This is a genomic window from Leucobacter chinensis (assembly GCF_019049105.1).
Taxonomy (GTDB): domain Bacteria; phylum Actinomycetota; class Actinomycetes; order Actinomycetales; family Microbacteriaceae; genus Leucobacter_A; species Leucobacter_A chinensis.
In genome coordinates this window covers 45,158-66,954 of sequence record NZ_JAHQZR010000002.1, presented here as the reverse complement: position 1 = coordinate 66,954, position 21,797 = coordinate 45,158, and the positions used below count along the sequence as shown (strand labels likewise).

24 protein-coding genes are annotated in these 21,797 nt (G+C 61.4%); 14 read left to right on the top strand and 10 right to left on the bottom strand.

Annotation, left to right across the window (positions count from 1 at the left end; translation table 11 throughout):
• The first annotated feature begins 86 nt into the window (after window positions 1-86).
• Both KTJ78_RS02280 and KTJ78_RS02275 read left to right on the top strand, forming a co-directional pair.
• Window positions 87-1,019 carry a heme o synthase gene (locus KTJ78_RS02280; protein WP_217132692.1) on the top strand — a complete coding sequence of 311 codons (933 nt, stop codon included), beginning with the start codon at window positions 87-89 and terminating at the stop codon, window positions 1,017-1,019.
• A 23-nt stretch (window positions 1,020-1,042) separates the two neighbouring features.
• Window positions 1,043-1,417 carry an antibiotic biosynthesis monooxygenase family protein gene (locus KTJ78_RS02275; protein WP_217132266.1) on the top strand — a complete coding sequence of 125 codons (375 nt, stop codon included), beginning with the start codon at window positions 1,043-1,045 and terminating at the stop codon, window positions 1,415-1,417.
• A gap of 487 nt (window positions 1,418-1,904) precedes the next feature.
• On the opposite strand, the gene KTJ78_RS02270 is transcribed toward KTJ78_RS02275, so the two are convergent.
• Complete coding sequence (locus KTJ78_RS02270) at window positions 1,905-2,840, bottom strand: COX15/CtaA family protein (RefSeq protein ID WP_254259300.1); 936 nt, start codon at window positions 2,838-2,840, stop codon at window positions 1,905-1,907.
• A gap of 263 nt (window positions 2,841-3,103) precedes the next feature.
• Between KTJ78_RS02270 and sufB the strand changes: the two genes are divergently transcribed.
• From sufB to KTJ78_RS02240, 6 genes are all read left to right on the top strand, one after another.
• Window positions 3,104-4,522, top strand: a complete 1,419-nt coding sequence (gene sufB / locus KTJ78_RS02265; protein WP_217132264.1) for a Fe-S cluster assembly protein SufB — start codon at window positions 3,104-3,106, stop codon at window positions 4,520-4,522.
• A 2-nt stretch (window positions 4,523-4,524) separates the two neighbouring features.
• Window positions 4,525-5,703, top strand: coding sequence for a Fe-S cluster assembly protein SufD (gene sufD, locus KTJ78_RS02260; RefSeq protein WP_217132262.1), 1,179 nt, complete (start codon window positions 4,525-4,527; stop codon window positions 5,701-5,703).
• Window positions 5,703-6,032 (top strand): non-heme iron oxygenase ferredoxin subunit, encoded by a 330-nt coding sequence (locus tag KTJ78_RS02255; protein ID WP_217132260.1) that lies wholly within the window; start codon window positions 5,703-5,705, stop codon window positions 6,030-6,032. The genes sufD and KTJ78_RS02255 overlap by 1 nt, the downstream gene beginning before the upstream one ends.
• Entirely contained in the window at window positions 6,032-6,787 is a 756-nt protein-coding gene (sufC, locus tag KTJ78_RS02250) for a Fe-S cluster assembly ATPase SufC (protein ID WP_217132258.1), read from the top strand. The genes KTJ78_RS02255 and sufC overlap by 1 nt, the downstream gene beginning before the upstream one ends.
• A 20-nt stretch (window positions 6,788-6,807) precedes the next feature.
• Complete coding sequence (locus KTJ78_RS02245) at window positions 6,808-7,146, top strand: metal-sulfur cluster assembly factor (RefSeq protein ID WP_217132257.1); 339 nt, start codon at window positions 6,808-6,810, stop codon at window positions 7,144-7,146.
• A gap of 206 nt (window positions 7,147-7,352) precedes the next feature.
• A complete protein-coding gene (locus KTJ78_RS02240) occupies window positions 7,353-8,951 on the top strand; it encodes an ABC-F family ATP-binding cassette domain-containing protein (RefSeq protein WP_217132255.1) in 1,599 nt (532 codons plus the stop codon).
• Between the two features lie 80 nt (window positions 8,952-9,031).
• Here KTJ78_RS02240 and KTJ78_RS02235 read toward each other — a convergent pair whose 3' ends face one another.
• The 5 genes from KTJ78_RS02235 to KTJ78_RS02215 all read right to left on the bottom strand — a co-directional run bounded on the left by KTJ78_RS02235 (window position 9,032) and on the right by KTJ78_RS02215 (window position 12,683).
• The gene (locus KTJ78_RS02235) at window positions 9,032-9,943 is read right to left on the bottom strand and encodes a hypothetical protein (protein WP_217132253.1); all 912 of its coding nucleotides are present in this window, start codon (window positions 9,941-9,943) and stop codon (window positions 9,032-9,034) included.
• Entirely contained in the window at window positions 9,940-11,001 is a 1,062-nt protein-coding gene (locus tag KTJ78_RS02230; RefSeq protein WP_217132251.1) for a hypothetical protein, read from the bottom strand. The genes KTJ78_RS02235 and KTJ78_RS02230 overlap by 4 nt, the downstream gene beginning before the upstream one ends.
• A 91-nt stretch (window positions 11,002-11,092) precedes the next feature.
• The gene (locus KTJ78_RS02225) at window positions 11,093-11,974 is read right to left on the bottom strand and encodes an SURF1 family cytochrome oxidase biogenesis protein (RefSeq protein WP_369807937.1); all 882 of its coding nucleotides are present in this window, start codon (window positions 11,972-11,974) and stop codon (window positions 11,093-11,095) included.
• Window positions 11,975-11,982: 8 nt separating this feature from the next.
• Window positions 11,983-12,204 carry a hypothetical protein gene (locus KTJ78_RS02220; RefSeq protein WP_369807936.1) on the bottom strand — a complete coding sequence of 74 codons (222 nt, stop codon included), beginning with the start codon at window positions 12,202-12,204 and terminating at the stop codon, window positions 11,983-11,985.
• Window positions 12,201-12,683, bottom strand: a complete 483-nt coding sequence (locus KTJ78_RS02215) for a DUF3099 domain-containing protein (protein WP_369807935.1) — start codon at window positions 12,681-12,683, stop codon at window positions 12,201-12,203. The genes KTJ78_RS02220 and KTJ78_RS02215 overlap by 4 nt, the downstream gene beginning before the upstream one ends.
• A gap of 111 nt (window positions 12,684-12,794) precedes the next feature.
• On the opposite strand from KTJ78_RS02215, the gene fabG reads away from it, so the two are divergent.
• Window positions 12,795-13,505, top strand: a complete 711-nt coding sequence (gene fabG, locus KTJ78_RS02210) for a 3-oxoacyl-ACP reductase FabG (RefSeq protein ID WP_217132249.1) — start codon at window positions 12,795-12,797, stop codon at window positions 13,503-13,505.
• Between the two features lie 75 nt (window positions 13,506-13,580).
• Here fabG and serB read toward each other — a convergent pair whose 3' ends face one another.
• Complete coding sequence (gene serB, locus KTJ78_RS02205; RefSeq protein ID WP_217132247.1) at window positions 13,581-14,246, bottom strand: phosphoserine phosphatase SerB; 666 nt, start codon at window positions 14,244-14,246, stop codon at window positions 13,581-13,583.
• Window positions 14,247-14,336: 90 nt separating this feature from the next.
• Here serB and KTJ78_RS02200 point away from each other — a divergent pair, with 90 nt between their 5' ends.
• Both KTJ78_RS02200 and KTJ78_RS02195 read left to right on the top strand, forming a co-directional pair.
• Entirely contained in the window at window positions 14,337-15,125 is a 789-nt protein-coding gene (locus tag KTJ78_RS02200; RefSeq protein ID WP_217132245.1) for an ABC transporter ATP-binding protein, read from the top strand.
• A gap of 84 nt (window positions 15,126-15,209) precedes the next feature.
• A complete protein-coding gene (locus KTJ78_RS02195) occupies window positions 15,210-15,458 on the top strand; it encodes a type B 50S ribosomal protein L31 (RefSeq protein ID WP_217132243.1) in 249 nt (82 codons plus the stop codon).
• Between the two features lie 80 nt (window positions 15,459-15,538).
• Here the strand turns inward: KTJ78_RS02195 and KTJ78_RS02190 are convergent, their stop codons facing one another.
• On the bottom strand, window positions 15,539-16,237 hold the full coding sequence (locus tag KTJ78_RS02190) for an exonuclease domain-containing protein (RefSeq protein ID WP_217132241.1): 699 nt from the start codon (window positions 16,235-16,237) through the stop codon (window positions 15,539-15,541).
• A 99-nt stretch (window positions 16,238-16,336) separates the two neighbouring features.
• Between KTJ78_RS02190 and KTJ78_RS02185 the strand changes: the two genes are divergently transcribed.
• The gene (locus tag KTJ78_RS02185; protein ID WP_217132239.1) at window positions 16,337-17,203 is read left to right on the top strand and encodes an alpha/beta fold hydrolase; all 867 of its coding nucleotides are present in this window, start codon (window positions 16,337-16,339) and stop codon (window positions 17,201-17,203) included.
• A gap of 1 nt (window position 17,204) precedes the next feature.
• Window positions 17,205-18,050 (top strand): TrmH family RNA methyltransferase, encoded by an 846-nt coding sequence (locus KTJ78_RS02180; RefSeq protein ID WP_217132236.1) that lies wholly within the window; start codon window positions 17,205-17,207, stop codon window positions 18,048-18,050.
• A gap of 245 nt (window positions 18,051-18,295) precedes the next feature.
• Here the strand turns inward: KTJ78_RS02180 and ilvD are convergent, their stop codons facing one another.
• Window positions 18,296-20,146, bottom strand: coding sequence for a dihydroxy-acid dehydratase (ilvD, locus tag KTJ78_RS02175; RefSeq protein ID WP_217132234.1), 1,851 nt, complete (start codon window positions 20,144-20,146; stop codon window positions 18,296-18,298).
• 175 nt (window positions 20,147-20,321) lie between these two features.
• Complete coding sequence (locus tag KTJ78_RS02170) at window positions 20,322-21,080, bottom strand: SDR family NAD(P)-dependent oxidoreductase (RefSeq protein WP_217132233.1); 759 nt, start codon at window positions 21,078-21,080, stop codon at window positions 20,322-20,324.
• A 185-nt stretch (window positions 21,081-21,265) separates the two neighbouring features.
• Between KTJ78_RS02170 and KTJ78_RS02165 the strand changes: the two genes are divergently transcribed.
• On the top strand, window positions 21,266-21,667 hold the full coding sequence (locus tag KTJ78_RS02165) for a hypothetical protein (RefSeq protein WP_217132232.1): 402 nt from the start codon (window positions 21,266-21,268) through the stop codon (window positions 21,665-21,667).
• The last annotated feature ends 130 nt before the right edge of the window (window positions 21,668-21,797 follow it).

Below are 21,797 nucleotides of genomic sequence, written 5' to 3'. Positions count from 1 at the left end.
TGATGAACGGCGGCGAAGAGTGTGCAGCATCGCCTGAGATTTCGCTCACATCGAGCACAGCGACTTTCGCGTAGGATCCTTAAGTGATGAATGCTTCAGCCTATGCTCAGTCATCGGGACAGCCGCTCGGGGCCCCGAAGAGTTTTTCGCGCACCCTCAAGGCCTACGTCTCGCTGACGAAGCCCCGGGTGGTTGAGCTTTTGCTCGTTGTTACCGTGCCAGCCATGATTCTCGCAGAGAGGGCACTGCCGAGCTTCTGGCTCGTACTTGCAACGCTCATCGGCGGCGCGATGAGCGCCGGCTCAGCTGGTGCCTTCAACTGCTACATCGATCGCGACATGGATCGCAAGATGAACCGCACGAAGAATCGCCCCTTGGTCACCGGCGAGATCAGCGACCGCAACGCCCTTATCTTTTCGTGGGTGCTCGGTCTCGTCTCGATCGCTTGGCTCTACTTCACGACGAACTGGCTCGCGGCCCTCTTCTCGGCCCTCGCAATCTTCTTCTACGTCGTGGTCTACACCCTGCTGCTCAAGCGCTACAGCGAGCAGAACATTATCTGGGGCGGCATCGCCGGCTGCTTCCCGGTGCTCATCGGCTGGGCAGCGGTGACCGAGAGCGTCTCGTGGGCTCCCATGGTGCTCTTCCTCATCATCTTCCTCTGGACCCCGCCGCACTACTGGCCGCTCTCGATGAAGTACCGCGACGACTACGCAGCCGCCGGTGTGCCGATGCTCGGCGTCGTTCGTGGTCGCATCACGGTTGGCCTGCAGATCATTCTGTACACCTGGGCAACCGTCGCCTCAACGCTGCTGCTCATCCCGGTTGCGGGCATGGGCTGGGTCTACTCGGTCGTCGCGGTAGTCGCCGGAGCCATGTTCATCATCGAGGCTCACCGCCTCTACGGCAGCGCGATTCGCGGCCAGGAGGGCAAGCCCATGAAGCTCTTCACCGGATCGATCACGTACCTCTCGGTGCTTTTCGTCGCGATCGCTGTTGATCCGCTCTTGCCGTTCTAATAATCAACACCCAAGGAGTACCCATGTCGTACGTCGTGATCAACGCCCTCAGCGTTCCCGAGGGCCAGGGAGCAGAACTCGAAGCACGCTTTGCCGCCCGCAAACACTCATTCGACGCTGAGCCTGGCTACGTTGGCTTCCAGCTGCTGCGTCCAACCGCTGGCGAATCACGCTACTTCGTCGTGACGACGTGGGAGACCCGCGAAGACTTCACCGCGTGGCAGGAGCGTCGCGCCTCGGGGGCAGACGCGCATGGCCACGGCCGCCCCGCTGGTGCTCACGGCGCTGCCGCTGGTACTCACGGCGCTGGCGATGGCGCGCCCGCCAAGAAGCCCGTCGCAACCGGCTCAGAGCTGCTCGAGTTCGAGGCTGTCGACCTCGAGGCGTTCGGCGCCTAGCGCTTCCTCGCCCCGACGCTGCTGCAGCCCGGGCTCACCTTATGGCGGGCTTGGGCTGTTCTGTTGGTTGGGTCGGTCGGGGTGTGCTTGTGGTTTCGGGGTGCGCTGCTTTCGTGATTTTCTGGCCCATACGCTGTCTTCTATGCTTCCGGCCTGTGCTTGAGGCCCTTTCGCGCCGCTTTCCTGCGTTTGCCTGGTGATTTCGCGTTTACTTGACGAAAAGCAGGGTGTGTGGTCGACCAACACCCTGCTTTTCGTCAAACTGCGGCCAAAAACGCAAACAAGCACAAACAAACGCAACGCAAGCACACGCAAGCACAACGCAAGCACGAGCAAGCGCCAACAAGCGCGAACGCCCGCCGCGCCGGGCCACGAGGCGAGAAGCCTCGAGCCCCGCACAGCGGGCGTTTACGTGAGAGCGTCAGCGCCGCGACCCGCGCACGCGAGTCGTGAGACGGGCGCGAGTCGAGGCGAAGGCGCGGATCCGCTAGCGAGTCTTGGGAGCCGCGGCCGCGGCGTCGAGCGCGACCGGCTTCTTCAGCTTCATGATCGTGACCGTCATGGTGGCCGCGGTGAGTGAGGCAAGCACCATGTGCACGCCGACGGCGACCGGGGGGAGCCCAGAGCGCGCCTGGAAGACGCCGACCAAGATCTGCACGACCATCACGATCAGCAGGGTCAGTAGCCACTTGAGGGGGCGCAGGTCGCGCTGGAACGCCCAGGCGATGAGCACGACGAGCAATGCAAGCGTGATGTAGCCGGGCCATGCGTGCAGGTGGCTGAGCAGCGTCGCGTCGAAGCCGTCGCGAATGACGTTTTCATCGCCCGAGTGAGGCCCGTTGCCCGTGGTGATGACGCCCATGACGATCACGATGGCCATGAAGAGGGTCATGACGTGTGAGGTGATGGCGAAGCCCTTGGGTACGTCGCGAACGTAGGGGCCGGGGCCGTTGTAGGCGCGCACGAGATAGGCAGCCGCGATGCAGACGATGATGAGTGAGACGGTGTAGTGGAAGCCGACGAGAACGGCCTTCAGGCCTTCCCACACGACGAAGCCGCCGACGACGGCCTGCAAGAGGATCAGTGCGGTGATGACGATCGACAGCACAAAGAGGTCTTTACGCTCTTTGCGAATTTTGATGCTCAGAATGAGCACGATGAGGGCCGCGATGAGCAGGGGGCCGCTGATCGTGCGGTTGCCGAACTCGATGATGCCGTGAATGCCGAGCTCTTCGGTCGGCACGAACGAGTCTGGGGTGCACAGGGGCCACTCGCTACAGCCGAGGCCAGAGCCCGTCAGGCGTACAGCGCCACCGGTTGCGATGATGAGAACGTTGAGCACAAACGAGATCCACGCGGCCGGTATAAGAAACCGGGGAAGTGGCGAGGTCGTACGGCTCTGAGAGCTGGGCTGTGAAGACAAAATGATCCTCTCAAACAAGGGGTGTGTCCCGTAACACGCGCCCTCCCATTTTACCGGGAGACCTTGTAGACTAGATCTCGTTGGCGGCGAAGGGGCGCCGGGTTCGTGTGCAATCGACCCGGTGACTGCCTGAGTCCAACTTTACTGCACTGTCTCAGGGAACTCTGTGAAGCTGGCTGAGTGGGGTACACAGCGCCCGCGCAACGAATGATGAGCGCGCGGGGCAGCCTGTAGACAGTACAAATTTTGAGGAGTTGAGAGAGATGTCAGAAGTGTTAATCGACCGACCTGAGCTCGAGGGTTTGGGTCAATACGAATTTGGCTGGCACGATAACGACCCCGCCGGCGAAACCGCAGAACGCGGGCTGAGCGAAGCGGTCGTGCGCAATATTTCGGCGTTGAAAGACGAACCCGAGTGGATGCTTGAGCGCCGATTGAAAGCCCTCAAGATTTTTGATCGAAAACAGATGCCGACCTGGGGTGCTGACCTCTCGGGAATCGACTTCGACAACATCAAGTACTTCGTTCGCTCGACCGAGAAGCAGGCGACGAGCTGGGAAGAGCTGCCAGAAGAGATTAAAGAGACCTACGAGCGCCTCGGCATTCCCGAGGCTGAGCGTCAGCGTCTCGTCGCGGGTGTTGCCGCGCAGTACGAGTCAGAGGTCGTGTACCACCAGATTCGTGAAGACCTCGAGGCGCAAGGCGTTCTGTTTCTCGACACCGATACCGCGCTGAAAGAACACCCTGAAATCTTCAAGGAGTACTTCGGCACGGTTATCCCGTCGGGTGACAACAAGTTTGCCGCGCTGAACACCGCCGTATGGTCGGGTGGCTCATTCGTGTACGTGCCCAAGGGCGTGCACGTTGAGATTCCGCTGCAGGCATACTTCCGTATCAACACCGAGAACATGGGTCAGTTCGAGCGCACGCTCATCATCGCTGACGAGGGTTCGTACGTGCACTACATCGAGGGCTGCACGGCTCCGATCTACAAGTCTGACTCGCTGCACTCGGCGGTTGTCGAGATCATCGTGAAGAAGAACGCTCGCGTTCGCTACACGACGATTCAGAACTGGTCAAACAACGTGTACAACCTCGTGACCAAGCGCGCGATTGCCGAAGAAGGCGCCCTCATGGAGTGGGTCGATGGCAACATCGGTTCAAAGGTCACCATGAAGTACCCATCAATCTTCCTGACGGGCGAGCACGCCAAGGGTGAGACGCTCTCGGTTGCGTTTGCAGGCCCCGGCCAGCACCAGGATGCTGGCGCGAAGATGATTCACCTCGCTCCTCACACCACCTCTTCGATTCTCTCGAAGTCGATTGCCCGTGGCGGTGGCCGTACCGGTTACCGTGGCGAGGTTCGTGTTGAATCGAACGCCCACCACGCGGCCAACTCGGTCGTGTGTGACGCGCTGCTCGTTGACACCATTTCGCGAAGCGATACGTACCCGGCCATCGATATTCGTACCGATGATGCGACGCTCGCCCACGAGGCGACGGTGACCCGCGTGAGCGAAGACCAGCTCTTCTACCTCATGAGCCGCGGTCTTTCAGAAGAGGAATCGATGGCGATGATCGTGCGTGGCTTCATTGAGCCGATCGCGCGCGAGCTCCCCATGGAATACGCGCTTGAACTCAATAAGCTCATCGAGATGAGCATGGAAGGATCAGTCGGTTAAACATGTCACAGCTTGAAACAGAACAGCACGGTTTTCGCGCGCACAGCGACGGGGACTGGGATCATGCCGTACCGGTTCAGACTCGTTCAGACCGTTTTAAGTCGACCAACGTTGCTGACTTTCCCGAGGTAAAGGGCCGCGAGGTCAACTGGAAGTTCACGCCGATCGACACCATTAGCGAGCTGCTCACCGGTGAGCTCACCGGTGGAGAGTTCGCCGTCGAGGTCTCAGAGGCCGAGGGCCTTCGCACCGAGTGGATCCCGATGGAATCAGAGCTCGTCGGGCGCGCAGGTATTCCTGAGGATCGCGCTGCAGCGAACGCGTGGGGCTCGGCGAAGGTCGCGCACCACCTGCTGCTCACGAGCGAGGAGCACCAGACGGTCACGGTGAAGCGCTCGGCGCTCACCAACACCCCGACCGCGGCGCACGTTGTCATTGAGGCAGCACCGCACGCACGTGGCCTCGTGATTCTCGAGAACACCGGTGCCGCGAACCTCAGCGAGAGCGTTGAGATCGTCGTCGGTGATGCAGCAAACCTCACTGTCGTGTCGATTCAGGAGTGGGACGACGAGGCAATTCACCTCGCAAGCCACCACGCGACGGTCGGCCGCGACGCTGAGCTGCAGCACATCGTTGTTTCGCTCGGCGGCAAGGTCGTTCGCGTGAACCCTTCGATTCACCTCGACAATCAGGGCGCAAACGGCGAGAGCTACGGCGCATACTTCGCCGATGCGGGTCAGCACCTCGAGCACCAGGTCTACATGGACCACAATGCTCCGAACACTCGCAGCCGCGTTGCCTACAAGGGCGCGCTGCAGGGCGAGGGCGCACACGCCGTATGGATCGGCGACGTGCTCATTCGTCGCGTTGCAAGTGGAACCGACAGCTACGAAGAGAACCGTAACCTCACGTTGACCGAGGGCACCCGTGCCGACTCGATCCCTAACCTGGAAATCCAGACCGGTGACATCGCCGGCGCTGGCCACGCATCAACCACCGGCCGTTTTGACGAAGAGCACATCTTCTACCTGCAGAGCCGTGGCATCTCTGAAGACGAGGCACGCAAGCTCGTTGTACGCGGGTTCCTCTTTGAGGTTATCCAGCGTATCGGCAACGAGCAGGTCGAGGCTCGCCTGCAGCAGGCGATTGATGCCGAGCTTGAGCAGAGTGTGCTTGCGTAATGGCTCGCGAATTTGCCATTGCAGTAGATGAGCTACAGCAAGATCAAGCGGTGCGCGTCGTACTCGACGGCGTACCGGTAGCCATCGTCAAAGACGGGCAGGGAGAGATCCACGCTATCGGCGACACCTGCAGTCACGGCGCGGTCAGCCTGGCAGAGGGATTTGTAGAGGGTGACACCCTTGAATGCTGGGCACACGGCTCAGCCTTCTCCCTGAAGACCGGTATTCCAGAAAACCTTCCGGCGTTCGAGCCGGTGCCAGTTTTCGTCGTAGAGATCGAAGACGGCAACGTATACATTGACCCCACAGTTACGAAAGTAGTGAAGTAATGAGTTCAGTTCTTGAAATCAAAGATCTGCGCGTCAGCGTAGATACCGAGCAGGGCACCAAGCAGATTCTCAAGGGTGTAGACCTCACGCTCAAGCAGGGTGAGACTCACGCAATCATGGGCCCCAACGGTTCGGGCAAGTCGACCCTCGCGTACGCAATCGCGGGTCACCCACGCTACAACATTGAAGGCGGATCGGTTCTTCTCGACGGCGAAGAGGTTCTCGAGATGGACGTCGACGAGCGCGCACAGGCTGGCCTGTTCCTCGCGATGCAGTACCCCATCGAGATTCCTGGCGTGACCAACGCCAACTTCCTGCGCACCGCGAAGACCGCCATTGACGGCGAAGCACCCTCGATCCGCACCTGGATGAAAGAGGTTCAGGGCGCGATGGAGAACCTGCGCATGGACCCCTCGTTCGCGCAGCGTAACGTTAACGAAGGCTTCTCGGGCGGCGAGAAGAAGCGCAACGAGGTTCTGCAGATGGAACTTCTGAAGCCGAAGTTCGCCGTTCTTGACGAGACCGACTCGGGCCTCGACGTTGACGCACTGAAAATTGTTTCAGAGGGTGTCAACCGCGCAAAGGCAAACACGGGTGTTGGCATCATGCTCATCACCCACTACACGCGCATTCTGCAGTACATCAAGCCAGACTTCGTGCACGTGTTCGTGAATGGCCGCGTTGCAGAGCAGGGTGGCCCAGAACTCGCGAACCAGCTCGAAGCAGAAGGCTACGATCGCTTCGTTAACGCCTAGTCATCAGGTAGGTTAGAACTATGAGTACGAACATCACTTCGCTTGAACCCGATTTTCGCGACCAAGCTATTGAAGCGCTGAAGAACGTCAGTGACCCCGAGCTCGGGGTCAACATCTACGACCTCGGACTCATTTATGACCTTGGCTTTGATGAAGAAAACGATGCGCTCGTGATCAGCATGACCCTCACGAGCGCCGGCTGCCCACTCACCGACGTGATCGAGAACGACATCGCCGAATCGCTTGACGGTTTGGTGACGGCGTTCCGCATCAACTGGGTGTGGATGCCGCCGTGGACCCCGGAGCGCATTACCGACGATGGTCGTGACATGATGCGCGCCCTCGGGTTCAGCATCTAAGGTTCGAGCCGAAATATTCGGATCACAACCGCGTTCTGGTCATGTAAATCCTTGAAGGGAAGCGTGACCGCCTCACAGGAGAGCGGGTGGCATCGTCCACCCGCTCTCCTTGCGTTTACACGGCCTCTGCACCTTTGTTTGCGGGCGAGCGACTAGACTAGTGAGGTTGCCTAGAACGCGATCGATACATATTCAGGAGAATCCACATGATCACCGTGCAAGACCTCGCCATTGACGTCGGCGCGCGCAGACTCATGGAGGGTGTGACCTTTCAGGTCTCAGCCGGCGACAAGATCGGCCTTGTCGGGCGAAATGGCGCTGGAAAAACCACGCTCACCCGCACGCTCTCTGGCGAGCTTCAGCCGGCAGAGGGCAACATCACGGTGCGAGGCGAACTCGGGTTCCTGCCGCAGGATCCGCGAACCGGCGACCCCGAGCAGCTCGCAAGGCACCGCATTCTCGATGCGAGAGATCTTGGCACGCTCACGAAGAACATTGAGCGCGCGAGTGAAGAAATGTCGTCAGACGACCCCAAGCGCGCCGAACGTGCCATGAAGAAGTTTGCCAACTTGAGCGACCGCTTTCAGACGCTCGGTGGCTACGCGGCCGAGGCCGAGGCCGCTTCAATTGCGCACAACCTCGGGTTGCCCGACCGCATTCTTGACCAGCCGCTCAAAACGCTCTCTGGCGGTCAGCGTCGTCGCATCGAGCTCGCACGCATTCTCTTCTCTGATGCCGAGACCATGATTCTCGATGAGCCAACGAACCACCTCGATGCCGATTCAATCACTTGGCTTCGAGAGTTCCTGAAGACGTATAAGGGCGGGCTCATCGTCATCTCGCACGATATCGACCTCGTGGGCGAGACTGTAAACAAGGTCTTTTACCTCGATGCAAACCGCCAGGTCATCGATGTCTATAACATGGGCTGGAAACTGTACCTCAGGCAGCGCGCCGCAGACGAGGAGCGCCGCCGCAAGGAACGCACAAACGTTGAAAAGAAGGCCTCGCAGTTGAAGGAGCAGGCCGCTCGCTTTGGCGCGAAGGCCACGAAGGCCGCGGCTGCCCACCAGATGGTCGCCCGTGCCGACAAGATGCTCTCGGGGCTCGAAGAGGTACGTCAAGTCGACCGGGTCGCAAAGCTGCGTTTCCCAGATCCATCGCCGTGCGGCAAGACTCCACTCATGGCCGAGGGGCTCTCGAAATCGTTCGGCTCACTCGAGATCTTTGCGGGCGTTGATCTGGCCATTGATCGCGGATCAAAGGTGGTCGTTCTGGGCCTCAACGGTGCAGGTAAGACGACGCTCCTGCGGCTTCTCGCTGGCGTCGACGAGCCCGATGCTGGTCACCTCATCAAGGGGCATGGCCTGAAGGTCGGGTACTATGCCCAGGAGCACGAGACGCTGGACGTCAAGGCCAGTGTGTTGCAAAACATGGTTTCGGTATCGCAGCACCTCACTGAAACTGAGGCTAGGAAAATTCTCGGCTCGTTCCTCTTCACGGGCGATGATGTCTATAAGCCGGCTGGCGTGCTCTCGGGCGGCGAGAAGACCCGTCTCGCGCTCGCGAAGCTCGTCGTCTCGAGCGCAAACGTGCTGCTGCTCGATGAGCCGACAAACAACCTCGACCCTGCGAGCCGTGAAGAGATTCTTGACGCGCTCGCGCACTTCTCAGGTGCCGTTGTGCTTGTTTCTCACGACCCCGGTGCCGTCGAAGCGCTCAACCCTGAGCGTGTGCTCATCATGCCCGAGGGTACCGAAGACCACTGGTCGAAGGAGTACCTCGAGCTGATTGAGCTGGCGTAATCTCACGTTCTCGGCCATTGACGTTGTGGGGTCAGGGCGCGTTGCCCTGACCCCACGCTGAGCAATCAAGCACTGGCAGCTTAGGGGCGTGCAATCTCGATCTCGTGCAGAGCCTCGTCAAGCGTGCACGTTTCGATCGCGCCTGCTTCGATGCGGCGGCATTCGACGCCCGAATCGGTTGTGACGAGAAACCAGTCTCCGCCAAAGAGCAGAGCCGGCATCGTGAAGTCGCTTCCTGCTACCCGCTCAACCCGCTGCTCATCTACGCTGTAGACAGTAAGCTCGACTTCGCCGTTAGCAGGGTACTTACCGAAGAGGTCGAGCGGGATCTTACCGCTCTCACCAGGGCCGAGGTTGAAGCTCACCGGAACCTCGGGGTTGCGCTGCGCCGCAGCGTCGCCCTTCACGTTGACGTTCGTTGCGACGAGGTCGGGGCGGTCTGCCACGAGCTTGCCGTAGAAGAGATCACGTGCGGGAAAGCCCGTCGGGTCGCAGACCACACGCATGAAAAGCTCACCCCGTTCGGGCGCCTCGGGCGCCGTGGAACGGATGTCGTTGATCGCAAGCATGGCCCCGCTCGACGCGGTGTTTCGGAGAGAGAGCATGTAGTGGCGGTTGAGCGCTATCGCGTTGGCTTCCAGCCAGTCGAGCTGATCGCCTGTGCACCTCGCGCCGGCGGGAAACGCATGCTCGCTCAGCTGAGCTGCCGTAACAGCCCACTCGCTGGTCTCATCGGTGACGGGTTCAAACGACATCTCGAGGTGCGAGAAGTTTGTACTGTCGCGGGTTACTATCTCAACAGCCGTGATGGTGCCGGTGATCGCGCCAACAACGGCGATCACCGCGCCAAGCACCTTGTTGGTGGTACTCCACCCACGCCTAGCTTTCTTCTTCGGCTCTTGGCGAGGTGTTCCGGGCTGGGGGAGCCCTGGGTTAGCTTCTGCATCTGGTAGAGCGATGCCGCCCTGCTCGTCTGGGTCGTTATGCGTCACAAGGCCTCCTGCTCGGCGATCGCTGCCGCCTCGGCGAGCATTTCTGCCACCTCGGCTGTGCTGCAAGCGCTTCGGTCGCTCTCATCGAAGAAACCCTGTTCATTCGGCTCGCCAACGGGGCGTATGCAAAGCATCGAGCCGGCTTCGCCTTCGGGGGCATAATCGACACCGATGTAGTGAATCTTGTAGCCCAAAACCCTTTGCCGTTGGAACACGACATCGTTCGCGAGAATGACGGTGTCATCGCTCCCGTCGAGCACGTCAGCAAGAAAACGCCCTGTATAGGTGCGTTGAGTATTGACGTTTCGGTCGCGAGTCAAAACGAGTTCTGTGATCTCACCCGGTGCGAGGTTAACCGTGACGGGAGAGCCTTCCGGTTGCGCATCTTCAGCGTACGATGAGAGCACCTCACCGTACACAGCCTCGCTTCCATCAATGTCAATGTACATCGGTTGCGCGCCACCCGCAGCACCGCGTCCTCCAATCGAGCACTCCAACGCAACCCATGCCACGCTCTCGGCTTCGGTGCCCTCGAAGCGTAGGTTGCCAAGGGGCAGTGATCCGCCGGTATTTGCCGAATTGCGGAGAGAGAGGTTGAACGCGTTGCTATCTGACATCGAGTCAAAGGGCTCGGCGTGTTCTTTCAGCCAGGCGAACTGTTCGTCGCTGCACTCAAGCCAGACCGATTCAGAGCTTTCAGGCTGAATGAAATTCGTTGGGAAGGTCTCGAACGGGGCATCGACCGGCACTTTCCAGTCGATCGGATTGGAGTGCGAAGGCCTCTCAGGGCGTTCGATCTCGCCGACCACGATCGCGTCTGCATACGGGTCAGCGGGTGCGGCGGCCTCGACTGCAAGGGTTTCGCTTCGCGACTCGACGCGCGTCGAGCGGTCGGCAAGATCAAGAGCAACCGATGCTCCGGCGATAACCACGCCAACGGTTGCAAGAGTTGCGACGGTGAGCGTGATGACGCGGGTTCGACGCGATGGCGGTTGCACCCCAAAGGGCGCCGCAACGTCTTGCTGTTCGTCGCGCAAAGGGGGTGGGGCATCGCTCATGGGTGCTCGCTCTTTCGTCATCAAATGTCGACTACGAGACGAAGAGTATCACACGCAGAAGCCCTCGGCGAGCGGGGAAGGAAGGCGTACCTTAAGCGTCGAGCAACGCGTCTTCTTCTTCGGCGTCGGTGAGCTTGCCGGGCTTTTTTGACCCCTTGGTTTCTTTGCGCGGGTTTGGCTTGCGCTGTGCGTACCGCTGCTCGTGCGTTTCGGGGTTGAGCGAGCGATGCTCGAGGGTCGCGGCATACCACGCGCCACAAATCGCAATGAGGATAAAGACGTACCACTGCAGGGCGTACGAGAGGTGAGGGCCTTCGTCGCGCTCGGGGCGGGTGGGCAGCTCGCCGGTTTCTCCTGCGGGGCTTTCGCTCACCACCTGACCGTATGCGCCGGTATAGGCGGGCTCAGAGAACTCTTTCGCGAGTTCACCAAGGTCGAGCGACCCGAGGGTGCGACCTTCGTTGCTGCGGTTCTCGAGTTGTGTTTCGCTTTGCCTGAGCCGAACCGTCACCTCGACGTGGCCTTCGTGGGGCAACGGGAGCACCTCAGGGATGCCCTCGCTCGCGTTCACCGGGATCCACCCGCGGTCGACAAAGAAGAGGGTACCGTCGTCGAGTTTGAACGGGTGCACGAGAAGCGAGCCAACACCGTCTGAGCCTGCGCGGTTGCGCGCGAGGTAGGGTTCACCAAGGTACTCGCCAGACATCGTGACCTGCTGCCACTTGTTGTCGTCAATGTCGAATGCGTCGAGGTCATCGAGCGCCTCGGTGAGCATGACCGGTGCGGCGTCGTAGTTCGTGTCGATGCGGTTAATCTCGGCGCGCGCCTGGTCCCTTCGGTCGAACTGCCAGTTCCCGAGCAAAACGCAGGCAATCGAAAAGGCAATGATGAGTGCGTAGTAGCCGAGCCAGCGTCGGGAGGTCAGAAACGACCAGCCTGCTGGTTCTAACTCAGGGTTCATCTTCTGGGTCACCGTGCTCCTCAGGCTCCCGTGAACGGTTCGGTTGCAACGGGAAAATTTCTTGCTCGGAGAAACTCAGCAAGGTAGCCCTCGTGCTCGGCGCAGGCGAGCCACACCTTCGTTCGGGTTTCATCGTGAATCTTGGGGTTGCGCCACATGATGCGGGTCTCTGCCGGTAACGTGCAGCCAGCTCGTGAACACTGAACGGTCGCCTCGGGATCGCCGAGCATCGAGAGAATCACGACTCGTGCTCCTCGTCGGTGCGAGGTTCGTCGTTCACAGAGTCCCGTGCGTGATCGTCAGCAGTGCCGACCTCCTGGTCGGTTGTTTCATCGCCCTGGTCGGCCAATGCGCCTTCGGTATCGCTTTGCGCGGAATGTTCTGGAGGGGTCGAGTGGCCGCGACGATCCGCTGGCTGATCAACGACGATGAGCCGGGGGATCACGGGCTCATCGGGCTCTTCTTGCCCGGTGAGCTGTAGCTGGTCGGGCTGCTCTGGCTGCTTACCGCGAGTGTTCGCGGCTTCATTCGCGATGAGCACGGCAAAGTAGGGCAAGAAAATGGCACCGACGGCGACGAGCAGAACCCACCAACCGCGCACCCAGATGAGCGAGAGCACGCACGCGAGACGAATCGCCATCATAATGAAGTAGACCTTCATTCGATGGTTTCGATCTTGCTCAGCAGAGACCCCGGCTGACGTTACGTCAAAATCGCGCACCAGGGCCGCCTTTCAGAGCAGAGAAGTAAGGGGATAAACATTCCTCTCTCAACTCTACGCCGATAGGCTGGGCGTGCGCTTATGACCACACCACCAAGGAGTAAAAGCCCTATGACTACACCCCGCACCGTTCTTGTTACGGGAGGCAACCGAGGTATCGGCTACGCCATCGCTGAGCGCATGCTCGCCGAGGGACACCGTGTCGCCGTCACCGTGCGCAGCGGCGAAGGCCCAGCAGGCGCACTGACCGTGACAGCCGACATGGGCGATGCCGATTCGATCGACGCCGCCTTCACGAAGGTTGAGGCCGAGTACGGCCCGGTTGAGGTTGTCGTCGCTAACGCCGGCATCACGAAAGACACGCTCCTGCTGCGCATGTCAGAAGAAGAATTCACGAGCGTGATCGATACGAACTTGACGGGTACGTTCCGTGTCGTGAAGCGCGCCTCGAAGGGGCTCCTAAAGCAGCGCTTCGGGCGCGTCATTCTGCTCTCGAGCGTCGTCGGCCTGTACGGCTCTGCTGGGCAGATCAACTATTCGTCGTCGAAGGCGGCTCTCGTGGGCTTTGCCCGCTCACTCACCCGTGAACTCGGGGGCAGGGGCATCACGGCGAACGTCATTGCTCCGGGCTTCATCGAGACCGACATGACCGCCGCTCTCCCAGAGGCACAGCAGAAACAGTACCTCTCATCGATTCCCGCAGCGCGCTTTGGCCAGGTTGAAGAGATCGCGGGCGTTGCCGCATGGCTCGCTGGCGATGACGCCGGCTACATCTCGGGCGCCGTCATTCCCGTCGATGGTGGCCTTGGCATGGGGCACTAACCCGTCGCGACCCAAACGCATGAGGCGTCCCGCATCTGTCTACGATGCGGGACGCCTCATGCGTTGTGTGCTCGGTTACACGCGAGGCAAACGTTCAATAACCTTCGAGAGATCATCGTCGATCTCGATATCGGCAAACTCACGGACCTTCGGCTTGGCGTTAAAAGCGACCGAGAGGCCCGCGACGCCCATCATAGGAATATCGTTTGCGCCATCGCCGATTGCGACGGTGTTTTCGAGCGCCACACCGTGCGCCTCGGCCCACCGGGTGAGGTAGGCGGCCTTCGCGTTGCCGTCGATGATTTCATCCTTGGTTTCACCCGTGAGCACGCCATCTTCAACGACGAGGCGATTCGCGCGCCACTCGTCGAGGCCGAGACGTTCGGCAAGCCCGTCGAGCACCTCGTGAAAGCCGCCGGAAACGACACCGACCATGCCACCCTGCTCGTGCACATGAGCGATGAGCTGCTCGACGCCGGGGGTGAGCCGCACCTGGTCGAGCACCCTCGCGAAAATGCTCTCGTCAACGCCACGCAACGTAGCAACGCGGTGTGTGAGGCTCTCGGCAAAGTCCAGCTCTCCACGCATCGCTCGCTCGGTCACCGCGGCAACCTCGTCACGCGTGCCAGCCGCGTCGGCGATGAGCTCAATAACCTCGTCTTGAATGAGCGTCGAATCGCAGTCGAGTACAACGAGCATCGTGGCGGCGGGCGTAGAAAAGCCCTCTGAAGAAACGTTCATGCCATAAGCCTACTTCTCGGGCGAGCGCTTCTGCGCCACGCCATGAATGTCGAGCGTGCAGAGCCCGAGAGAGGGGGTAGTCTTGAAGTCATGAGTACAGTGCTGCAGTTTGACAACGTATCGTTTGTTCGAGACGGTCGCCCGATTCTCGACGAGGTCAACTGGAAGGTTGATGACTCTGAGCGCTGGGTCGTGCTCGGCTCGAATGGTGCGGGCAAAACGACGGCACTGAAGCTCGCAACCGGCCACGAATACCCCACGAAGGGAACCGTCGACATTCTCGATCAGCGGCTCGGTCGCGTCGATGTCTTCGAGCTTCGCACTCGTATTGGCTTCGCCGCCTCAGCTCAGGCCAGGCGCATTCCTGCTGGCGAGACGGTGCTCAACACGGTGCTCACGGCCGCCTACGCGGTCGAGGGACGCTGGAACGAGGAGTACGACGACCTCGACGTGCGTCAGGCACGTCGCGTGCTCGGCGAGTGGAATCTCGACCACCTCGCCGACCGCACCTTCGGCACGCTGAGTGACGGTGAGCGTAAGCGCGTACTCATCGCTCGTGCAACCATGACCGACCCGGAGCTCCTGCTGCTTGACGAGCCGAGCGCGAGCCTCGACCTTGGTTCACGCGAGAATCTCATCTCGATGCTCTCGGGCTACGCGCAGTCGCCCGTGTCGCCCGCGATGATCATGGTGACGCACCACGTCGAAGAGGTTCCGCCCGGCTTTACACACGTGCTCATGCTCAACGAGGGCAAGGTGACGGCCCAGGGGCCGATCGCCGAAACGCTCACGGCCGAGAATCTCGAGGCCACTTTCGGCATGCCATTCCTGCTTGCCGAGCTCCACGGTCGATACCACGCCGTGGCAAAGCCGCATTAATGCAAGAAATCTGCTAGAGTAGGTTTTTGGCGAAATCGCAAGAGACTTTCTGCGCTCAGCAGTGACCAACTATTGAGGATCAAAATGAAGACCGAAATCCACCCAGAGTACAAGGCAATCGTGTTCCGCGACCTCGCGTCAGGCACGACCTTTCTGACCCGCTCAACCCTGTCGAGCGACAAGACCATCGAGCTTGACGGCGCAACCTACCCGGTCATCGACGTTGAGATCTCGAGCGAGTCACACCCGTTCTACACGGGCAAGCAGCGCATTCTCGACTCGGCTGGCCGCGTCGAGAAGTTCAACAAGCGCTTCAAGGGCTTCGGCGCGTAAGTCACGCCCTCTGCGATACGAAAGGGGCCCGATCCATTGCGGATCGGGCCCCTTTCGTCTACTCTCGAGCCGGTCTCTGGCTATCGCTGAAGCGGCCAGCGGCGGTCGGCGGTAAAGCTTGGGTCGCGCTTTGAACGCATGAACTGCTCGAAGTTCTCGGCCTGCGCGGCTGCCCACGAAACCTGATTCTGGTGCAGCGTGTCGAGATCGTCGGGCAGGGAAGAGGCGTACTTCGACGCGATAGCCTGCAGCACTTTGCCCGCCGCGATCGCGTCGGCGCCGGCATCGTGGGCCTGCGAGAGATCAACGCCATAGTGCTCGCTTGTGGCGATAAGCGTGCGCTTGCCCTTTCGGTAGCGGTCGAGTTGCTTATCGAGAATGAGCGGATCGAGTACGGGAGTGATCGCCTCGGGAAACGCGATGCCGTAGCGCTCTGCCTCGTACGAGAGCAACGTCAGATCGTAGGGTGCGTTGAAAATGACGAGCGGAATGCCGCGTGAGAGCATCGCCTGGAGCTGCTCAATGATCTGGCGCACGCCAACGTCGGCCTGCGTGCCGCTTTCGCGCGCCATCTCGGTCGAGATGCCGTGCACCTGAAACGCCGGGTCGGGAATCTCGACACCAGGGTCAAGCATCCAGTCGTAGCGCTCGACGACGTCATCGCCGTTCAGAAGCCCGATGCTCGCGGTGACGATGCGCGAGTGCTGGGTAGAAACGCCAGTCGTCTCGGTGTCGAAAACGGCAATCTGTTCGGCCCAGAGGGGCAGGGAGTCGCGCATGGCAGCCTTTCATGAGTGTGTCTCTAACGATGGTACAAGCAACGGGTGACAGACAGCGCTCACGGGTGTGGTTCGTGCGCGGCTTGTACAATAATGAGCATGCTTTCTGGTGTGCGACACGACGTGACTCTGCGGGGGGTTGCGAGTGACCCTCGCACCACCGCCTACTGGGAGTACGGCGATCCCGACGGCGTGCCGCTTCTGCTCGTGCACGGCTTTCGTGGCGACCACCACGGGCTCGAGGGCATCGCCAAGGCGATCACCGGGGCCCGGGTTATCGTGCCCGACCTTCCTGGCTTCGGCGAGAGCGAGCGACTCCCCGTCGAACACGACCTTGCTGGCTACTCGCTCTGGCTGCGTGAGTTTCAGCGCGAGGTACTGCCAGGCCCATTCGCGTTGCTCGGCCACTCGTTCGGCTCACTCGTCGTTTCCCGTGCCGTATCTGACGGGCTCGACCCCCAAACGCTCACCCTCGTGAACCCGATTAGTGCGCCAGCGCTCGAGGGGCCGCGAGGCGTTCTCACGAAGCTTGCGATTTTCTACTACAAGGCGGGGGCAAAACTGCCGGCACCCATCGCCGACCAGCTCCTGCGCAACCCCATCATTGTTCGGGTTATGAGCGAGGCTATGGCGAAGACTCGCGATCGCGAGCTGCGAGCGTGGATCCACGACCAGCACGCCCGCTACTTCAGCACCTACACCGATCGCGACTCGCTGCTCGAGTCGTTCACGGCCTCGGTGAGCAACACCGTGACCGCAATGAGCGCCGCTTTTACCATGCCGACCCAAATCATTGCGGGCGAGATCGACGACATCACGCCACTCGAAGAGCAGTTGCGACTCGCGAACTCGGTTGGGGCACGCGAGTTCCACGTCATCGCCAGAAGTGGGCACCTTGTGCACTACGAGGCGACGCAAGAAACCGCCGACCTCGTGTCGCGCTTCGTCGCGGGGGAGGCGGCATAACATGCTCATTCACATTGACGACGCGAGCGATGAGCGGCTCAACGACTACACCTCGCTCACCGATGTCGAGCTGCGCAAGTCGCGCGAGGCTGACGAGGGACTCTACCTGGCCGAGTCGCCCAAGGTGATTCGGCGCGCGATCGCGGCGGGCCATCGGCCCCGCTCATTTCTCGTGACCGAGGCGTGGATCGACACGCTTTCCGACGAGATCGCCTTATTTCCTGACGTGCCCGTATACCTGGCGAACGAGGCAACGATCGAGACGCTCACCGGGTTCCATTTGCACCGCGGCGCGATGGTCTCGATGCATCGACCGGTGCCGCGCGATCCGCTCGAGGTCATGCGCGATGCCCGCACGGTCGTCGTGCTCGACGGCCTCGCTGACCACACGAACGTCGGAGCGATTTTTCGCTCGTGTGCATCGCTCGGTGCCGACGCGGTGCTGCTCTCGCCGTCGTGCGCCGATCCGCTGTATCGCCGCGCCGTGCGCGTGAGCATGGGGGCCGTGCTGCAGGTTCCGTGGGCGCGGCTGCCGCGCTGGCAGGAGGCGGGCCCGATGCTGCGCGAGGCGGGCTTTCACATCGCGGCGCTTGGGCTCAACAACGATGCCGTCGACCTCAAAGACTTTTGCCAGGATCGGCCTGAGAAGCTTGCGCTCGTGTTCGGCGCCGAAGGGCCCGGGCTCAGCCGCCAGGCGCTTGGCGCGTCAGAGAGCGTCGTAACGATTCCGATGGATCATGGTGTCGATTCGCTGAACGTTGCGACGGCGGCCGCGATCACGCTGTGGGCGGTTCGCTCGGCGTCTGGCGGCGAGAGTGGCGAGGATGGCGAGCCCCGGGCGCTGTAAGGGTCGCCGCTTCGGCGCCTTCTTGGGGCTTCGCCGGCGTTCGCTTGCTACTTGACCGACGTTTTGGGCTTCGTCGACGTTCGTGTCTGCTTTTCCGGCGTTCACTTGACGAAAAGCAGGGTGCTGGAACGAAAACACCCTGCTTTTCGTCAAGTAGAGCTGAAATTCACGAACAACGGCGGGGAACCGGCAGCAGCGACCGGGCACAGACGGCAACGGCTGGGAACCGGCCGCAGCACACCCGCCTAGGGAACGATGCGCACCGCACCCTTGTCGGCCGACTGCGCGAAGTGCGCGTAGGCGCGGAGCGCGTCGGTGACGGGACGCTGGCGGTTCGCGGGCTTGTACCCACCCGAGGCTTCGAGCTCGGCGCGGCGGCGCTCGAGCTCAGCGTCATCGACGTCGAGCGTGAGCGAGCGGGTCGGAATGTCGATCGAGACGGTATCGCCGTCCTGCACAAGCGCGATGAGTCCGCCAGCCGCAGCCTCGGGCGAGATGTGCCCGATCGAGAGCCCTGAGGTTCCGCCCGAGAAGCGTCCGTCGGTGATGAGCGCGCACTTCTTTCCGAGGCCGCGGCCCTTGAGGAACGAGGTCGGGTGCAGCATCTCTTGCATGCCGGGGCCGCCCTTGGGACCCTCGTAGCGAATGACGACGACGTCGCCCTCGCCGACCTGCTTGTTGAGGATCTTCTCGACCGCCTCTTCCTGCGAGTCACACACGACAGCCGGGCCAGAGAAGTTCCAGATCGATTCGTCGACGCCGGCGGTCTTCACGACCGCACCGTCGACGGCGATGTTGCCGCGCAGCACGGCGAGGCCGCCGTCTTTCGAGTAGGCGTGCTCGACGTCGTGAATGCAGCCGCCTGCGACATCGGTGTCGAGGGTCTCCCAGCGCTCAGACTGCGAGAATGCGGTCGATGAGCGAATGCCGCCGGGAGCGGCGTGCCAGAGGTCGATGGCTTCTTCTGAGGCCGTGCCACCACGCACATCCCACTCGTCAAGCCACTCACCGAGTGTTTTTGAGTGGATCGTGTGCACGCCCTCGTTGAGCAGGCCTCCGCGACGCAACTCACCAAGCAGTGCGGGAATGCCTCCCGCACGGTGCACGTCTTCCATGTAGTAGGTGCGACCGTTGGCAACGTTCGGGGCGACCTTCGCGAGGCAGGGAACGCGCCGCGAGACAGCATCGATCTCGTCGAGACCGAAGGGAACCCCGGCCTCGTGCGCCGCTGCGAGCAGGTGCAGAATGGTGTTCGTTGATCCGCCCATGGCTATGTCGAGGGCCATCGCGTTCTCGAAGGCCTCCTGCGTCGCGATGTTACGGGGAAGGAGTGAGTAGTCGTCGTCATCATAGTGGCGGCGCGTGATGTCGACGATGAGCTCGCCGGCCTTCTCGTAGAGGGCGCGGCGGGCCGTGTGGGTCGCGAGCACCGAGCCGTTGCCGGGCAGCGCGAGACCGATCGCCTCAACGAGGCAGTTCATCGAGTTCGCGGTGAACATGCCAGAGCATGAGCCGCACGTGGGGCAGGCCGACTCTTCGATGCGCAAGAGATCTTCGTCAGAGATGTTGTCGTTGACCGCGTCTGAGATCGCGTCGACGAGGTCGAGGGTGCGCACCATGCCGTTTGCGAGCGTTGCACGGCCCGACTCCATGGGGCCGCCCGAGACGAACACCACGGGAATGTTGAGGCGCAACGCCGCGAGCAGCATGCCCGGCGTGATCTTGTCGCAGTTTGAGATGCACACGATTGCGTCGGCGCAGTGCGCGTTAACCATGTATTCGACCGAATCGGCAATGATATCGCGTGAGGGCAGTGAGTACAGCATGCCGCCGTGACCCATTGCGATGCCGTCGTCGACCGCGATCGTGTTGAACTCGCGGGGAATACCGCCAGCCTTCGTGATCGCGTCAGAGACGATGCGGCCGACGGGGGCCAGGTGGGTGTGGCCGGGCACGAACTCGGTGAACGAGTTGGCGACGGCGATGATCGGCTTGCGGCCGATGTCGGCGCCGGGAACACCGGCGGCGCGCAGCAGTGCGCGGGCGCCAGCCATATTGCGGCCATGGGTAACGGTAAATGAGCGGTATGCAGGCATGCCACCTATTTAATCACCGAAATGGGCGCGAGAAGTGCAGCAACGCGCACTTCTCAGACAAGTTGCAGAGTGGATGCCGGAGTGGATCGGCCAAGTTGCAGAGTGGATGCCGGAGTGGATCGGCCAAGTTGCAGAGTAGATCCATAGCGGATCGGCGGGCAGGTCGACCGCCCAATTACCTGCCGCCGGTCACACCGATCGTCGTGCCGCTCACAAAACTCGCGCCGGGGGAGAGCGCGAATGCGACGGCGGCCGCGACCTCATCGGGCTCGCCAACCCGACCCATCGGGTGTCGTCCGGCTGCACGTTCAAGGCGTCCCGGGTCGCCGGCATCTGCGTGAATGCGAGTGTTGACGGTTCCGGGCGAGACGCCGACAACACGCACGCCGTGGGGTGCAAGCTCTGCGGCGAGGCCTTTGGTGAGGGCATCAACGCCGGCCTTTGCCGCGGCGTAGTGCACGTATTCGCTCGGGGCGCCGCTGCCCGCGGCTGCCGATGAAAGGTTCACGAGCACGCCGCCCTGGGTGAGCACCTGGGCTGCACGTTTCGCGACGAGCAATGCCGACGTCAGATTGAGGTCAACAACCCGTCGAATCACGTCGGCCGGGGTGCCGGCGAGCGGGCCAATGTGCAGCGTTGCACCAGCATTACTCACGACGGCGTCGATGGGGTTGCCGCTCGCTGCGCCAGCCGTTTCGGCCGCCGTAAAGAGTGTCTCGATACCGGCGTCGCTCGTGACGTCAGCGCTCACCGTCACACACGCTGCGCCAAGCGCTTCGACCTCGCGTTTCGTTGCCGCTGCAGCCTCGTCGTCACCGGCATAACCGAGAACGAGGGTTCTGCCGGGTTCTGCGACGCGCAATGCAACGGCACGGCCAATGCCTCGGGTGCCGCCGGTGATGATGATGGTGCGTGGCGCAAGATGCTGAGTCATAGTGACGAGTTTACGGGCACCACTGCTCACAAAGCGGTGATGGTGAACCCGATCTGTACAAACTTGAGGTGTGGGTTTATGCTCGTAACGCTAGTGTGACATAACGCTACTGACCAGAACGGGGAAGCCGCCACCATCACGGCATCACCGCGAAGACACGAGCACCAGCTCACAAAGGAACACCGATGCCAGTTGCTGTACGCCGTCACTTCGCCACGCTCAAAACGTGCGCACTCTACATCGCCGCGGGTCTCATGACCGGCCTCGTCATCACGGGAATCGTCTGGATCACTGAACCGAGCGGCTTTATTGTCTGGGTCGCGTTCATGCTTTCGGGCATCGGAGCATTGTCGCTCGGGCTCGGTTGGATCTGTGGCAGCGTCATGTCTTGGGTGTCAACGAAACTTGCTTCCAGCCTTCAAATGGTTCTGGTTGCGCTCACGAGCGTCGCGGTTGCGGCCGGTACCGCTTTTGCGCTGCTCAGCGGAATTCCGTCGAGTCATACGGTATCGCTCGTGGCCGCGTACGGTGTTATCGCAATGGCATTGACTGTCCTGGTGATCGCGCAAAGTCGCCGGGCCGAGTAGCGCGGTTAACTGGTGGATGTGGGTGTAGCCCTCAATCGCCATATTCGTTGATAATATATATTATGTCAGCTTGAGCGGATCGGCCAGCCCGCCCCGCGGCACCGGCCCGCCGATCCGCACCCGTCTTGTC